This is a genomic window from Hamadaea tsunoensis DSM 44101 (assembly GCF_000428945.1).
Classification (GTDB): domain Bacteria; phylum Actinomycetota; class Actinomycetes; order Mycobacteriales; family Micromonosporaceae; genus Hamadaea; species Hamadaea tsunoensis.
Genome location: NZ_AUAX01000004.1, coordinates 219707 through 233619 on the forward strand (window position 1 = coordinate 219707; position 13913 = coordinate 233619).

A 13913-nucleotide genomic window follows, 5' to 3' on the forward strand; every position below is an offset into this window, starting at 1 on the left:
TGGCGGCTCGAGGACGCGTCCGTGCGCACGCTCGGACCGTGGGGGCTGCTGCGCCGGCTCGGCGAGGCCGCGCGGCCCATCGCCGGCATCATCCGGTCCGCGGCCCCGCGTCCCGCCGCCCTCATCCTCGCCGCCCAGGTCGCCGCCGGCCTCGCGGGCGCCACCGGCCTGCTCGCGACCACCGGCGTCCTGGAGAACCTCCTCGCCGCCGGGCCCACCCCCGAGCGCATCGCCGCGGCCCTGCCCGGCCTCCTGCTCGTCATCTTCGGGTACGCGACGCGGGGTGCCCTGGATCTCGTCACGGCGTTCGCGGCCGCCCGGCTCGTCCCGGCCGTCCGGCGCGCGGCCGAGCAGCGGCTCTACGCCGCCGCCGTGGCGGTCGAGTTGAGCGCGTTCGACGACGCGACCTTCTACGACCGGCTGCACCGGGCCCGGGACCGGGCCGTCCCGCACATCGAGCGGGCCGCCGAGAACCTCGTCGAGCTGCTCGGCGCCCTGTTCGCGCTGGCGGCCGCGGCGACGACGGTCGGCGTACTGCACCCGGTGCTGCTGCCGGTGCTGGTGCTCGGGGTCGCCCCGGAAGCCTGGGCGGTGCTGCGGGCGGCCCGGGTCGAGTTCGCCACGATGACGGTCACGGCCACCCTCGCCCGTCGCGTGTGGATGATCGCCGACCTGGCCACCAAGCGCGAGGCGGCCGCCGAGATCCGCGCCTGCCAGGCCGAGGCGTACGTGCTGGACGACTATGCCCGCGCGGCGGAAGCGTTGCGGCGTCAGGAGACCGTCGTCGGCACGATGCTCGCGCGGACGCGGGCGGCCGGCCGGATATTCGCCGGGGCGGGGATCGCGCTGACCTACGTCGCGCTCGCCGTCCTGCTCGACGTCGGATGGGTCGCGCTGCCGGTCGCCGGCACCGCCGTCATCGCCATCCGGGCCTCCGTCGGCGCGCTGACCCGGCTCGTCGTCTCCGGCAACCGGATCGTCGAACAGGCCCTGTACGTGGCCGACTACCGCTCGTTCCTCACCGACGCCCACGCCCGGCGCGGCTCCACACCGGGCCGCCCGGTGACCGGGGGACCGCGCGTGATCCGGGTCGAGGACGTCACCTTCCGCTATCCGGGTTCGGCCCGCCCCGCCCTGAGCCAGGTCGACCTGACCATCCACGCGGGACAGACGATCGCCCTGGTCGGCGAGAACGGCTCCGGCAAGACGACCCTCGCGAAACTGCTCGCCGGCCTCTACCGGCCGACCGAGGGCGCCGTCCGCTGGGACGGCGACGATCTGCGTACGCTCGACGCCGACGGGCTCGCCGCCCAGATCGTCATGGTCCAGCAGGAACCCGTCCGCTGGCCCGCCACCGCCCGCGCCAACGTACGCGTCGGCCGGTCGACGCGGACGGACGACGATGACGAGATGCTGCTCCGGGTCGCGCGGCAGGCTCGGGCGGACGAGGTCGTCGACCGGCTGCCGCAGCGGTGGGAGACCCTGCTGTCGCGGTACTTCCGGGGCGGGCAGGAGCTGTCGGGCGGCCAGTGGCAGCGGATGGCGATCGCCCGCGGCCTCTACCGCGACGCGCCCCTGCTGCTCTGGGACGAGCCGACGGCACCCCTCGACGCCCGGGCCGAGGCCGCCGTCTACGAATCGCTGCGGCAGCTGGCCGAAGGGCGTACCGTCCTGCTGATCACGCACCGGCTGGCGAGCGTCCGGTACGCCGACCGGATCTTCCTGCTGCACCAGGGCGAACTCGTCGAGCAGGGCACCCACGCCGAGCTCATGGCCGCCGACGGCCGCTACGCCGAGCTGTACGCCCTGCAGTCGCGGATGTACGCCCCGGCGGAGCCGGTATGACCGGGGACTGGGACGACCTCGCCGGGAAGCTGTCGCGCGGACTGCTCCGTCCGCACCATTCCGCGTACTCCCGGGTGAGACGGAGCTGGGTGGGCGGGGAGCGCGACGTGCTGCCCGAGGCCGTCGCGGTGTGCGCGGACGAGGGCGACGTGGCCGCGGCGCTGGAGTTCGCGCGGACCCGGTCCGTCCCCTTCGCGGTACGCAGCGGCGGCCACAGCTACACGGACGCGTCCAGCACCCCGGGCCTGCTCATCCTGCTCGCCGACCTCGACGCCGTACGCCTCGACGGCGACCTCGTGACGGTCGGCCCGGGCGCCCGCCTCGGCGACGTGGCCGCGACGCTCGCCGCCCACGGACGGTGCCTGCCCACGGGTTCCTGCGCGTCGGTGGCCCTCGGCGGCAGCGTGCTCGCCGGCGGCTTCGGCTTCCTCGGCCGGACGTTCGGCCTGACCTGCGACGCGCTCGTGTCCGCTCGCATCCTGCTGCCGTCGGGCGAATGGGCGTCCGACGGCGACGTGGACTGGGCCGTGCGGGGCGGCGGAGCGGTCGGGATCGCGACCTCCTACACGCTGCGCACGTTCCCGCTGCCCGACGTGACGATCTTCGCCGGCCGGTGGCCGCTCGCCGCCGCGGCGCCGGTGCTGTACCGCTGGCAGCACGCCCTGCCGAGGCTGCCCGGCGACGTGGCCGCCCACGTGTCGCTGACCCTGCCGGACTTTCCCGACGAGGAGCCGTTCGTCGAGCTGTTCGGCTGCACGCTCGGCTCGCCCGTCCCGTCCTTCCTGCTCTCCGGCTGCTCGGACCTGTTCGTCCGCGACCTCTCCGGTCCGGCCGCGGCGTCCTATGTATCCGGTGGAATGTGGCGGCGGGGTGAGGTCTTTCCCGTTTCCTCGACCGTTCCGCCGGCTCCGGGGTTCCAGCGGTCCGCGTCGGCGTTCGTCGCCCGCCCGATCCCGGCGACCGGGCTGGCGGCGCTGGTGGCCGCGCTGGAGCAGGTGCCGGGGGAGCAGCGGGACGTCGAGTTCACGCCCTGGGGCGGCGCCTACGGTGCCGTGTCCGCATCGGACAGTGCGTTCGTGCACCGCGACGACCTGTTCCTGGTGGCGGTCCGGGCGGTCCTCGGCGCGTCGGCCGCCGCGGCCCGGCGCTCGGCGGCTTCGGACTGGGTCCGCCGCTGTGCCGAGGCGGTCTCGCCCTATGCGACCGGCCGCTCGTACCAGGGTTACGCCGGACCGTCGCTGTCGCCGGAGTTCTACGGGTCGTCGGCCGCGCGCCTCGCGACGATCGTCCGGCGGCACGACCCCGACGGGTTGTTCGGCCGCTGAATGGGGGGAAGTTCAAGATCCCTTTAAGGATTTTGTCCCGGGTTCGTCGATCTCACTTCCGCTCCTCCCGCGGGAGACCGTTCCGCCCCTATCGCTGCGCTCCGGGGACTCCACTGCCAGGTGAGTGGGGCGACGCATCATCCACCGCGCTTCGGTCACGGTTTCGCCCCAACCCCCACCCGGACTTTGTCGCGACTGTCCGACATGACCGTTGGGTGGTCGGCTCGTCGGTGATCGTTCGCGGCTGGGATGTAGTTTCGGAGGTATTCCCTCGATCCATTGCGGCGGAGATGTCGCTACGGCCGGTTTTCTGCATTTCCACCGCTGTGGATCTTGGGCGAAGGGCGCGTTTTTACATCTCAGCCGCTGTGGATCATGTCCAAGCCGGCCAGCCATCCGCTGTGGCCCGGGATGCGGGAACGATCTTCCGCGGTACGGACACCGGGTCCCGTTTTCTTGATCATTTACGGCTGAGGTGTCAATCCGGCCCGTTCTGCATGATCGTTTACGCGTCTGGTGTAGCGGAAGCCGGTCAATGCGCTCCAGGACCGTAAACGATCATGCATCGGGTGGCTCTTTTCGCACCTCAACCGTAAACGATCATCTCATCGGCTGCCCGCTGGGTGCACAAGTCGGACAGTCGCGACAAAGGCCGGTCGGGGGTTCGGGTGAAACGGTGACCGGGCGACGGCGGACGATGCTCGCCCCACTCAGGTGGCAGTGGAGGTCCCGCCCGGGTTTGGCGGGGCCGGAACGGTCTCCCGCGTGAGGAGCGGAAGTGAGATCGACGAACCCGGGCCAGGCGGAACTAAAAGATCTTGATTTTGGTGTTCAGCTCATCGGGAGCACCCGGGCGATGCGGATCGACGTGCTGGGCGATCCCACCGCCGGATAGGCCACGCTGCCGTCCGCGTACGCCTTGAACGCCAGGTAGTCGTGGTCGCGTACGCCGATGGTGAACTTCGCGCCGACCGTCTTGCCGGTCGCCGAGTCGTAGACCTGCGCGGCCAGCCCCGATCCCGAGGCCCAGGCGAGCAGCATCCGGCCGCCGTAGGTCACCAGGTGCGGATGGCTCGACGACGCGCCCGTCCGGATCGTGGTGTCCGTGGCGGCGGTCGTGAAATGTTCGAGGCGTACCTGGCCGCCCTGGCTCCACGCCGTCCAGTAGCCCTTGGTCTTCGCCAGCACGAGGTCACCGCCGAACAGCGTGCCGTCGCAGGTCCCGCTCGCGACCGTGCGGTACGGGTCCGGCCGGGCGATGCGGCAGTCGTTGTCGGTCGCGCAGACCATCGCGAAGTGCCCGGTACGCGCATCCCACGCGATCCGCGTCGTCCAGCTGTGGCTGCACCCGACCTCGAAGCTGTCGTGGCCCGACAGCAGCGCGCCGGACGGGGAGACGACCTGCATCCGGTCGCCCTCGTGGATGTCCACACAGGATCCGTTCTGGACGGTGATGGCCACCCCGAAGTACGCGGCGTAGTTCTTGCCGTCCGAGGCGAGCCGGCCGTGATGCTGGTACCACCACACGAAGCGGGCGCCGGCGTCGAAGCCGCCCCGCGTACCGGTGAGGTTGGTGACCTGGCGCTCCCAGACCTGTTTGCCGGAGTTGTCGAAGCGGACCATGTGCATCGTGTTGCAGGGGCTCGCCGTCCCGCCGCACAGCGGACCCGTGTGGCAGGTGCCCCGCCGCGTCAGCAGCAGTACGCCGCCCGTCGCGTCCGCCTGCACGTCCTGCAGGTCGATGCCGGTGAAGCTGGTCGGCGTACCGACGAGGTGGTCGGCGCAGTCGAGCCTGCCCAGGTACACCTTGTCGTTCGGGCCGAGCCAGGCCAGCCATGATCCACCGGACGGGGTGGCCGCGATCGCCATCGGGAGCGGATCGGTGTCGGCCTCGGAGCCGTACCCGGCCACCTTCATGTTCACGTTAACATTCGTGACCGTGACCTTGGGCGAGGTGCTCGCCACGCGTCCGCAGGGGCCGGACGCGGACGGTGTGGCGCTCGGCGACACGGAAGCGGAAGCCGTGGCCGACACGGAAGCCGACCCGGATCCGCCGGGAGCCGCCGAGGCGGGTCCACTCGCGACGGTGCCCGGCTCGGCGGCCGTCGTGCGCGAGGGGGACAGTGCGGCGTAGGTGGTGATCCCCGCCGCGGCCGTCACTGCGACCGCGCCCGCCAGGATCGCGAACAGCAGCCCGCGCCGCGGTCGCGGCCGGTGCCTCCCGGTTCCGGACTCCATGCTGTTCACCCTCCGCGACAAGCGATGCCGGCGTGCGGCCCGGCGCGGACTCTACCGGTGGGACATGTCCGGGACGGTGCGGGGCCGTCAGGCGCGGTCGATGTACGTGGTGGCCGGTGACGCCCAGATGGTGGCCGGCGCCGGCAGGTGACGACGCCACCTGCGGGATCCAAGGGAAGGTGAGTCCTCCGCTTGGTACCGTCGAAGAGCGATGACCTTCACGAGCCTGATGGATCACGTCGCCCAGCTCTTCGAGGCGGTGGGCGTACTGGTGCTCGTCCTCGGGCTCGTCTGGTCGATCGCCTTCGCCCTGCGGCTGTGGTCGCGTGCGGGCGGCCGGCGGGCGTACCAGGCGCTGCGGGAGACGTTCGGCGGTGTGCTGCTGCTGGGGCTGGAGATCCTCGTGGCCGCCGACCTCATCCGGACCGTCGCGGTCGCCCCGACGTTGGAGAACGTCCTCGTTCTCGGGCTGATCGTGCTCATCCGGACCTTCCTCAGCTTCTCCCTCCAACTGGAGATCGACGGCCGCCCACCGTGGCGGGCGGCCGTCACCAGCGGGGCGTCCACGATCGCCGCCGCCGTCCGCAAGGACAGATCCGCTTAGGGACGCTCAGCTGATCCGGGTGATGGCGTTCCAGCCGCTGTCGCCGACCTGCGTACGCGGGCCGTCGGCCGGGTCGCCGGCGGCACCGGTTCCGCCCGCATAGAACTGCAGCGTGCCGTCGCCGGCGGTGGCCCAGAGGTCGGCCGTGCCGTTGCCGTCGGCGTCCCCGGCGGCGATCAGCGGGCGGTTGGCGAGCGTCCAGCCCCGGGTGCCGTAGACCGTCCGGGCGCCGAACGTTGCGCCCGCCTGGCCCCGGTAGAGGTAGAGCACGCCGCTCGCGGTGTCGCGGGCCAGCAGGTCGGGCCGGCCGTCGTGGTCGGCGTCGCCGGGAGCGCTCAAGGTCATCACACCCCAGCCGCCGGTGCCGATCAGGCGGCCGGCGAGCAGCGCGGGCCGGTGGGCCGGATCGCCCGGGTACAGGTACAGCTGGTCGCCGCGGATCGCCACGACGTCCGGGTAGCCGTCGCCGGTCAGGTCGCCGACGCTGAGCACCTGCGACACGGCCGACCAGCCGGTGGCGCCCACCGCGACGCGGCTGCCGAGCCGGCCGTAGCCGAGGTTCGGGTAGATCCAGAGGCCGTCGCCGACGCGGGCGAGCACGTCCTCGGTGCCGTCGCCGGTGAAGTCGCCCCGGTGGCTGATCGCCGCGCCCGTCCAGCCGCCGGTGCCGATGACGCCGTTCGGCCACACGACCGAGCCGTCGCCGCGGCCCGCGTACAGGCGCAGCTTGCCGTCGCCGTCGATGGCCGCCAGGTCGGGCAGCCCGTCCCCGGTCAGGTCGCCCGCCGTCGCCGGCGGGTCGGCGGGGGTACGCGTACGCAGGTAGCCGATGAGCGGCGCGTGATCGGAGTCGCCGTTCGACGCGGGCAGCCCCAGCTGCGACGTGTCCACCCGGGAGAGATCGGCGTCGCAGTAGTGGAACAGCGAGCCGGCGCCGGGCAGCGAGGCGAAGATGTGGTCCCGCTTGGTCCAGACACCGCCGCCGGTTGTCCACGCGAAGTGCGTGACCTCGTTGACCGCGTCCCCGCTGGAGTAGGAATGCCGGTCGCACTCGTCGAACGCGTCCTCCAGCGGTTGCAGAAGAGTGGTGTCCGGAAACATGTTGAAGTCGCCGCCGAGCACGAGGTCGTAGCGGTCCGCCCAGACGTCGGCGCGGACGTTCTCGATCTGCGCGCCCCGTCGGGGGTCCTTCACCTCGGCAAGGATGTGAGTGGTGCAGATCCGCGTGGTCCACTCGGCGGTGCGTACGCACAGCAGCGGCAGCTGCTGCGCGCTGTAGGCCGGGGTGGCGGGGACGGTGTCCTGCCGGGTGGTCTCGGTGATCGTGGCCTTCACCGCGACGGCCACGCCGAGGTCGCCTTTGAGCTCGACGGTGTCTTTGTTGTCCCGGCAGTTGCCGGTGCCGTCCGGGCGGGCCGCCTTCGCGTGCACGACGCTCCACCCCGGACCGAGATCGGCGGCGAGCAGGCTGAGCTGGCTGCCGTCCTCGCCGCCGCAGATCTCCTGCAAGAGGATGACGTTCGCGTCGTGCGCCGCGGCGGCGTCGGCGATGTGCTGAGCCTTGTACACCGGTTCGTTGCGGTGCGGGCAGTACCCGGCCATGCCCGGATCGCCGCCCGCCTCCCCGCAGACGTTCCACGTCATGACCCGCAGCTCGGGCGAGGACGCCGAGGTACTGAGGGTGGCTGCCGTGGTGGTCGTCGGGGCGGCCCGCAGGGTGGCCGGAAGGGCAGCGGGTCGGGCGAGGACGGGCGATGGGCCGGGCAGCAGAGCGAGGGCGATCCCGGCCACCGCGGCGACCCATCGGAAACGATTACGCATGCCCCGATGATCGTCCTGCGCTCGTCCACTGTCTATTGTGGCCACCATCGCACACCGGCGTTGTCCCCCCGGAGCCCCGTCCACTCGTGCCCCGGCCCCGGGCCCCAGGCACCCAGGCACCCGGGCTCCAAGCCCGCCCCATGATCCCGTTTGGATCAGGGAAATCACCCGAATCTTGGCCCAAGATTACGTGCGAAAACCTGATCCAAACGGGATCATGGCATGCGTCCAAACGGGATCATGGCGGGCGCACGAACCGGATCAGGGCGGGCGCCCGCGCGGGGGTCAGAAGAGCTCGGTCGCGAGAAGTTCGAGGGTGTGTTCCCGGGCCGGATAGCGCCGCGGATCCTCGTCCGCGCTCGCCGAACCGGTCGGGGAGATCATGACCTCGTCCGCCCCGAGCCCGTCCGCGTACGCGCGCAGGCCCCGTGCCACCGGACCCGGCTCGCCGATGAACCAGGCGGGTCCGGCCGTGAGATCGGCGATGAGCTGCTGCTCCAGCGGGGTCAGCGCGGTCGCGGCCGCCTCCTCGACGGTGGCCATCGGCTCCATCGGCCGGCCGGAGCGCATGAACGCGATCCGCTGCAGATGCGGCAGGGCGAGCGCCCGCGCTTCCTCGTCGGTGTCGGCGACGACCGCGTTGGCCGTGACGAACACGCGCGGGGCCGCCAGCAGCTCGGATGGCCGGAAATTGTCGCGGTAGAGGTCCAGCGCCCGCTCGGTGCCCTGCCCGCCGAAGAAGTGCGACGCGAACACGTAGGGCAGGCCGAGGCTGGCCGCCAGCCGGGCCGAGTAGTCCGACGAGCCGAGCAGCCAGATGTCCGGCACCGAAGCCGCCGCCGGAGTCGCCCGCAGGTCGTACGCCGAGTCGTCGGCCAGGCGTACCTTGGCGCCCTCGGCCGCGAGGAAGGCCGCGATCGCCTGGACGTTGCCCGGGAAGTCCTCCACGCCGGCGTCCCGTGCCCGGCCGAGCACGGCCGACACGACGGGATCGCTGCCGGGGGCCCGGCCCAGGCCGAGATCGATGCGACCGGGCGCGTACGCCTCCAGCAGCGCGAACTGCTCGGCGACGATGAGCGGCTGGTGGTTGGGCAGCATCACGCCGCCGGAGCCGATCCGGATCCGCTGCGTGTGCGCCGCGATCAACGCGATCAGCACGGGCGGGCTCGTCGAGCCGACGGACGGCATGTTGTGGTGTTCCGCCACCCAGTACCGGTGGTAGCCGAGCCGGTCGGCCGTCCCGGCCAGGGCCAGCGAGGCGGCGAGCGCGTCGGCGGTCGACTGGCCGGTGCGTACCGTCATGAGATCCAAAACGGAGAGCTTCACCGGTTCACCCTATCCCGCTCGCGGTGCGCTCCGAACGATGCAGGGGTGGGTCAGGGGGAACCGTGGCGCGCGTCACTTCGTCTGCTCCGGCATGGGGAACCGGATCCGTGCGGCCGTCCTGGCCGCCCTCGCCTTCGCACTGGTCACCGCCTGCACCGCGCCCGCGTCCGCGCCCGGGCCGCAGGTCACCATCACCGTCCCTCCGCGCCACCCCGCGCCGATCGATCCCGGGACGGTCGCCTCCGCCGACGCCCTCGGCCTGCTCGACGCGTTCCAGCCGCCCGCCGGGGCGGTCGCCCTCCCCGGCGCGCCGGCCGAGATCGCGCCCGAAGTGTGGTCCGTAGGCATCCCTTCCGTCACGCAGCTGCGGCAGCAGACCCGCTACTGGAAGGTCGCCGGCGGCCGGCCGGCGATCGCCGTCCCCGCCGGCAGCACCGCGGCCGGCACCGAGAGCGGCAGCGGTCCGGCCGGTTCGTCGAGCGGCCAGATCTTCGCCTGGCCGGCCACCGACATCCTGACCGAGCGCCAGCTCGAGGTCAGCACCTCCACCCGCGGCGACACGACCTACCTGCGGGTGGACGCTCTGGTCGTCTACCGTCCGGCCAAGCCCGCCTCGGCGACGATCCCTTCAGGAGTACGCGACGCGGCGGTCACGGTCACCGAGGACATCTCGCGACACGAGACCCGGCAGGCGGTGACCGACCCCGCGAAGCTGGACGAGTTCGTGCGCCTCGTCAACGATCTGCGGACCGTCCCCGACGGCAGGATGAACTGCCCGATCTCGCACGGCCTCACGGTGAGCACCGAACTCTCGGCGACCGCGGGCGGCCCGGTGCTGTCGACGGTCGTGATCACCACGTCGAGCTGCGTCCGGCTGACCGTGCAGCCGACCGGCGGTGACATCACCTTCCTCGACCCGTCCAGCCGCGACCACCTGCTCGACCTGCTCGGCGTCGCTCACTGACCGGTCGGTGCCGGTGTCGCCAGGACCACGATGTTGTCGCGGTAGTGCCCGGTCGAGCTGTCGAACGGGCCACCACAGGTGATCAGCGCCAGCCGCGGCGGGCCCGTCGTCGTGAACAGGTCCGCCGGAAGGGCCTGCTTGCGATAGCGGGCCACGCCCGTGACCGCGTACGCGACGGTCGTGCGGCCGGCCGTGATCTCGACGCGGTCGCCGGCGGCCACGTCCCGGAGGGCGAAGAACGCGCCGCGCCCGGTGCTGTCGTCGACGTGCCCGGCGAGCACGACCGTCCCCTGGACGTCGGAGGGCAGCGCGCCACCCGTCCACCAGCCGACCCGGCGTACGTCGGCGGGGAGGGCGAGCGCACCGCCGGGTTCGGTCCCGACCGGATCGACCGGCGCGCTGATCCGCCGGCCGGCGAGGACCACGAGGCTCGGCAGCCCGCCGTCGGCAGCCGCGGCGGGCTCGGCCGGGCGGACGACCGGGGTGTTGCTCAAGGCGGCGACCAGGGCACCGACCGCCAGCCACACCCCGGACCCGATGAGCAGCGTGGACGTACGCATCCGGCCGATCCTCGGGCCGGCGGGGCGAGGCTTCATGCGCGGCGCTCGCGGCGGCGCAGCCACAGTCCTGTCAGGACGATCGACACGCCCAGCCCGGCCGCCAGCATCAGCACCAGATCCGGCCGGGGATCGGCGAACCCGCCGCTGCCCGTCTCCACCCGGGCGGGCGGACTCCACTGCGCGGCCAGCCTGCCGAGCGCGTCATGGTGCGCGGCCAGGGTCGGCGCCGCATCGGCCGCGAGCTGCTTCACGGTCTGCTCGGAGCCGTTGGCCAGCTCGGTCTCCCCGTCGTTCATGGCCAGCACGTGCGCCTGCGTACGCGACGACACCCACAACCGGTCGAACGCCGTGCCGGACGCGCCGGACAGGCTCGCGTACACGCGCTGCTGATCCTCGGTCGGTTCGGCCGGCAGGCGTACGCCGAGCTGCTGGGCGACCCCGCTGAGCCGCACATCCAGGTCGGCATGCTCGTGGACGAAGGTCGCCGCCAACTCGCGTACGCCGGCGGAGGTGCCCTGCTGCTCGCCCAGCCGGCCGGCGGCGATCTCGGCGAGATGGGACTGATGCGCGGCGACGAGATACTGCCTGTCCTGCGCGGACGGCTCGACCCGCAGCCGAGCGGCGGCCGGACTGCCCGTCAGCAGGACGGCGGCCGCGACGGCGGCGATCGTCCACAGTGTTCGCATGGTGCCCCCTCAGGGTCGGGCTACCGGAACGGGGCTACCCGAAGCGCGGCCGGGATAAACCAGCGTCGACCCGCGGCGGCGAAGCCGTCAAGCAGCGGGCGCCCGCCCCAGTATGAGTCCTGTGAAGGCACTGGCCTGGTAGACCTCCCCTTGGTCCGTCCAGTCCGGTTCGATCAGGTGATCCGCCATGGCCGCAGGGTAGTCGAACCGGACCGGACGCGACGCTCGTGATCAACCGCGGAAGAAGTCCCGGAGCATGCCGGCGAGGAGGTCGGACGCCGGGCCGTGGTCCTGCCCTTCGAGCGTCACCAGCGGCGCGCCGAACAGCTCCGCCGCGGCGGCCGCCGAGTTCTGGAGCCATTGCTCGCTGGCGCTGCCGCGGCCGGCCAGGACCGGGATCGTCACCGTGGCCCACCGGTCGCGGGGCAGCGGCTTGCCGGTGATGAACGGGTCGGTGATCTCGGTGTCGTAGGGCAGGGTGTGCGCGACCGCCTCGAATCCGGGCCACACCGGCGCGTGCTTCATCTGCGCGACGAACTCCGCCGGGACGCCGACGCCGTCGGTGAGGAAGGCCTCCACGGTCGCGGTGCGGTCCTGCGTCGCCAGTGCCCGGACCCGGTCGAGGTGCCCTGCCGGGGACGGCATACGCGTGTCGTCGACGAGGGTCGCCGGTTCGTAGAGGGCGATCTTCGCGGCGGGTACGCCGGCCACCACCGCGTCGAGGGCGAGGATGGCGCCGGACGAGTGGCCGAACAGGTACAGCGGGTCCGGGGCGGTCGCGGCCAGGGCGGCGATGTCCTCGATCTCGCGTTCGATCGCGTACGGCTGGGTGTCGGTGCTGTCGCCCCGGCCCCGGCGGTCGTAGTGGTAGACGGTGAAGCCTTCCTCGGACAGCAGCCGGGCGGCCTCGGCCGTGGTCGGGTCGAAGGCGCGGTGCTGGAACGCGCCGCCGACGAAGATCACCGCCGGGCCGCCCGTTCCGTACCGGTCGTACGCGATCGTGGTGCCGTCGGCGGAGATGACCTTGTGCATGGTGGTTCAGCCTTTCACGAGTTCGGGAGTGGAACCGTCGGCGGAGCCGGATTGCTCCGCCGCGCGTACAGGACGAAGAACGGTGAGCACGGTGACCGCGACGACGGCCAGGACCAGCGCGCTGAGGCCGGCGCAGACGTGCAGGCCGGAGACGAACGCCGAGCGTGCGGTGTCGAGCAGCTCGGGGCCGGCGACCTGGGCGGCGCCGGTCAGCGAGTCGCGGACCTGGGCGGGGGCGTCCGCGGGCAGGTGGGCGCGGTAGATCGCCGTGCCGAGCGTGCCGAGCAGCGCGATGCCGAGCGCGAAGCCGAACTCGCCGCCGGTCTCGTTGATCGCGGCGGCCGATCCGGCGCGCTCGGCCGGTGCGGCGCTGATGACCATGGAGGTGCCGAGGGTGATGAACGGGCCCGCGCCGAGGTTGGTCAGCGCCCAGGCGACGATGAGCGGCGCCGGTCCGGAGTGGACGCCCACGGTCGTGACCAGCAGCAGCCCCACGGCCGACACGGCCAGCCCGCCACTGATCAGGTACGCGGCCGGAATCCGCCGGGCGAGCAGCGGCGCGCCGAGGACGCTGAGGATGTTGGTGGCCGTCATGGGCAGCATCCAGAACCCGGCGTCCAGAGCGGACAGACCGGCGACGAGCTGCAGGTACTCGGTGTAGAACAGCATCAGCGCGCCCATGAGCATGGTGCCGAAGAACATCCCGCCCAGCGCCACGCTGAACGACCGGTTGCCGAACAGCCGCAGGTCGAGCAGGGGATCGTCGAGCCTGCGCTGCCGGCGGACGAACAGCAGGCCGACGCCCGCCCCGGCGATCAGGGCCAGGGCCGGCAGCGGGCGCGGGTCCCGGGCCAGCTCCTTGATCCCGTAGATGACCGGCAGGATCGTGCCCAGCGAGAGGGCCACGCTGACCAGGTCGAGCCGTCGCGCGCCGGGGGCCCGGTACTCGGGCAGGAAGATCGGCCCCAGGACCATCAGAACCAGCATCACCGGTACGCCGAGCAGGAACACCGAGCCCCACCAGAAGCGGCCCAGCAGGAATCCGCCGACGACGGGGCCGGCCGCGGCGCCGCCGAGGAAGCAGGCGAACCAGATTCCGACCGCGAGCCCGCGCTGCTTCGCGTCGGTGAACATCGTGGTGATCAGCGACAGCGAGCTCGGTGCGATGGTCGCGCCGGCCACGCCGAGCAGCGCGCGGGCGGCGATCAGCGTACCGGCGGTCGGGGCGAAGGCGCCCAGCACGCTCGCCGCGGCGAATCCGGCCGCGCCGAGCAGGAGCAGCCGCCGTCGGCCGATGCGGTCGCCGAGCGTACCCATGGTGATGAGGAAGCCGGCCAGCAGGAAGCCGTAGATGTCCATGATCCACAGTTGCTGGTTGGCGGAGGCGTCGAGCGCCTCGCCGATGTGCGGCAGGGCCAGCAGCATGACGAAGACGTCGATCGAGACGAGGAGCGTCGGCAAGGCCAGGACGGCCAGCCCCACCCACTTCTTGTTCGTGTTCACACCACGTGG

The 13913-nt window shown here is 72.4% G+C and carries 12 protein-coding genes; 5 read left to right on the forward strand and 7 right to left on the reverse strand.

The features are described from left to right. Positions 1 to 21: 21 nt before the first annotated feature. Together G401_RS0108490 and G401_RS0108495 are read left to right on the forward strand one after the other, a co-directional pair. Positions 22 to 1845: an ABC transporter ATP-binding protein gene (locus G401_RS0108490; protein WP_245601658.1), complete on the forward strand. Its 1824-nt coding sequence runs from the start codon at positions 22 to 24 to the stop codon at positions 1843 to 1845. Beyond that, entirely contained in the window at positions 1842 to 3170 is a 1329-nt protein-coding gene (locus G401_RS0108495) for an FAD-binding oxidoreductase (protein ID WP_027342159.1), read from the forward strand. The genes G401_RS0108490 and G401_RS0108495 overlap by 4 nt, the downstream gene beginning before the upstream one ends. Positions 3171 to 4001: 831 nt before the next feature. On the opposite strand, the gene G401_RS0108500 is transcribed toward G401_RS0108495, so the two are convergent. After that, positions 4002 to 5087 (reverse strand): hypothetical protein, encoded by a 1086-nt coding sequence (locus G401_RS0108500; RefSeq protein ID WP_407636844.1) that lies wholly within the window; start codon positions 5085 to 5087, stop codon positions 4002 to 4004. A 16-nt stretch (positions 5088 to 5103) separates the two neighbouring features. Between G401_RS0108500 and G401_RS57575 the strand changes: the two genes are divergently transcribed. Together G401_RS57575 and G401_RS0108510 are read left to right on the forward strand one after the other, a co-directional pair. Further along, positions 5104 to 5304, forward strand: a complete 201-nt coding sequence (locus G401_RS57575) for a hypothetical protein (protein ID WP_169734157.1) — start codon at positions 5104 to 5106, stop codon at positions 5302 to 5304. A 315-nt stretch (positions 5305 to 5619) separates the two neighbouring features. Beyond that, on the forward strand, positions 5620 to 6012 hold the full coding sequence (locus G401_RS0108510; RefSeq protein ID WP_027342161.1) for a DUF1622 domain-containing protein: 393 nt from the start codon (positions 5620 to 5622) through the stop codon (positions 6010 to 6012). A gap of 6 nt (positions 6013 to 6018) precedes the next feature. Here the strand turns inward: G401_RS0108510 and G401_RS54555 are convergent, their stop codons facing one another. Beyond that, positions 6019 to 7833, reverse strand: a complete 1815-nt coding sequence (locus G401_RS54555) for an FG-GAP-like repeat-containing protein (RefSeq protein ID WP_169734162.1) — start codon at positions 7831 to 7833, stop codon at positions 6019 to 6021. Between the two features lie 285 nt (positions 7834 to 8118). Continuing rightward, on the reverse strand, positions 8119 to 9159 hold the full coding sequence (locus tag G401_RS0108525) for an LLM class flavin-dependent oxidoreductase (RefSeq protein WP_027342162.1): 1041 nt from the start codon (positions 9157 to 9159) through the stop codon (positions 8119 to 8121). Positions 9160 to 9250: 91 nt separating this feature from the next. Between G401_RS0108525 and G401_RS0108530 the strand changes: the two genes are divergently transcribed. Beyond that, positions 9251 to 10123: a hypothetical protein gene (locus G401_RS0108530; protein ID WP_027342163.1), complete on the forward strand. Its 873-nt coding sequence runs from the start codon at positions 9251 to 9253 to the stop codon at positions 10121 to 10123. Here G401_RS0108530 and G401_RS0108535 read toward each other — a convergent pair. The 4 genes from G401_RS0108535 to G401_RS44380 form a co-directional block, all read right to left on the reverse strand. Then, on the reverse strand, positions 10117 to 10683 hold the full coding sequence (locus G401_RS0108535; protein ID WP_027342164.1) for a class F sortase: 567 nt from the start codon (positions 10681 to 10683) through the stop codon (positions 10117 to 10119). The two genes, G401_RS0108530 and G401_RS0108535, sit on opposite strands and share 7 nt — an antisense overlap. Positions 10684 to 10715: 32 nt before the next feature. Continuing rightward, entirely contained in the window at positions 10716 to 11369 is a 654-nt protein-coding gene (locus G401_RS44375) for a DUF4142 domain-containing protein (RefSeq protein ID WP_051366375.1), read from the reverse strand. A 231-nt stretch (positions 11370 to 11600) separates the two neighbouring features. Then, on the reverse strand, positions 11601 to 12401 hold the full coding sequence (locus G401_RS0108545) for an alpha/beta fold hydrolase (RefSeq protein ID WP_027342165.1): 801 nt from the start codon (positions 12399 to 12401) through the stop codon (positions 11601 to 11603). 6 nt (positions 12402 to 12407) lie between these two features. Further along, positions 12408 to 13904, reverse strand: coding sequence for an MFS transporter (locus G401_RS44380; RefSeq protein ID WP_034591024.1), 1497 nt, complete (start codon positions 13902 to 13904; stop codon positions 12408 to 12410). Positions 13905 to 13913 lie beyond the last annotated feature (9 nt).